The sequence below is a fragment of the Catenibacterium sp. AM22-6LB genome, from assembly GCF_003435615.1.
In the GTDB taxonomy this organism is placed as follows: Bacteria; Bacillota_I; Bacilli_A; order Erysipelotrichales; family Coprobacillaceae; genus Catenibacterium; species Catenibacterium mitsuoka_A.
Window position 1 is genome coordinate 1 of record NZ_QTUM01000117.1, and the last position, 924, is coordinate 924.

Consider the following 924-nt stretch of genomic DNA (forward strand, 5'->3'; position numbering starts at 1 on the left):
GAACCTTTAATTTTTAAGGGGGGTCAATAGAAAACTCGCTTTAAATATTTGGGGGTTTGCACTTGTAAAGGGCAGTCAGAAATGACTGCCCTTTAGTGTGCTCATATTACTTCTGTTTAAATGTTTTATTAGTTCTTTTTCTTATAAGATCCTCTCTTTTTTCCTTCTCTTTTGATTGTTTCATCAATAGCGTAAGAGGAAGGATTAGAGGATTTATTAAGAGAATACATTAGTCTGTTTCTCATTCTTGCGAAGTTTTGATATCCGCATGCATTTGAAAGTATCTTATCTATTCTAGAATTGATTCCTTCTACTGGTCCGTTAGATATTCTTCGACCATCTACTAAATCAAATGATGCACATATTTCATCAAACCAGTTTATAAGAGTTCCAGATAATGATATGAAGCCAGTGATTCCTGATGCTGCATATTCTTGAATTATTCTTGAAAGCCATTCTCTGCAGTTTTCAGAAGTAGCATAATGATTAAAGGCAATATACTGTTCCTTTAGATTGTATGCTTCTGTTAGTTCGTTATCTATGCCTAGGATCATTTCAAGTAACTGATGATAGTCTATATATCTTTTAAGCTTTTTGTTGTATCTAGCCTTGTTGAATGGAATGTCATTGTATTTTTTCAATAAAAGGAAATGAAACTTTTTGAGAAGATAATATTCAGTACTATACTTTTGGTATCTTTTACCTATTTTATTCTGATATCATCTAGAACTTTATTGATATTTTTTATGACATGGAACGAATCGCATAGTAATACTGACCCAGGGAAGTATTGATTCCTTACAAATCTGTACGTTTCATACATATCGATAGAGATATATTTGACTTTAGCGAGTTCTTTTTTATCGATTATCTGAGTATAACTTGACCATGCCTTCTTGGTTCTTCCATCAATGATATCTACAA

At 32.0% G+C, this 924-nt stretch carries 2 protein-coding genes; both read right to left on the bottom strand.

Annotation, left to right across the window (positions count from 1 at the left end):
• Positions 1-128: 128 nt before the first annotated feature.
• Positions 129-707 (bottom strand): transposase, encoded by a 579-nt coding sequence (locus tag DW269_RS12475; RefSeq protein ID WP_117460336.1) that lies wholly within the window; start codon positions 705-707, stop codon positions 129-131.
• The coding region (locus DW269_RS13160; protein WP_147321714.1) for a transposase at positions 704-924 on the bottom strand (221 nt) is incomplete at its 5' end. The genes DW269_RS12475 and DW269_RS13160, both read right to left, overlap by 4 nt.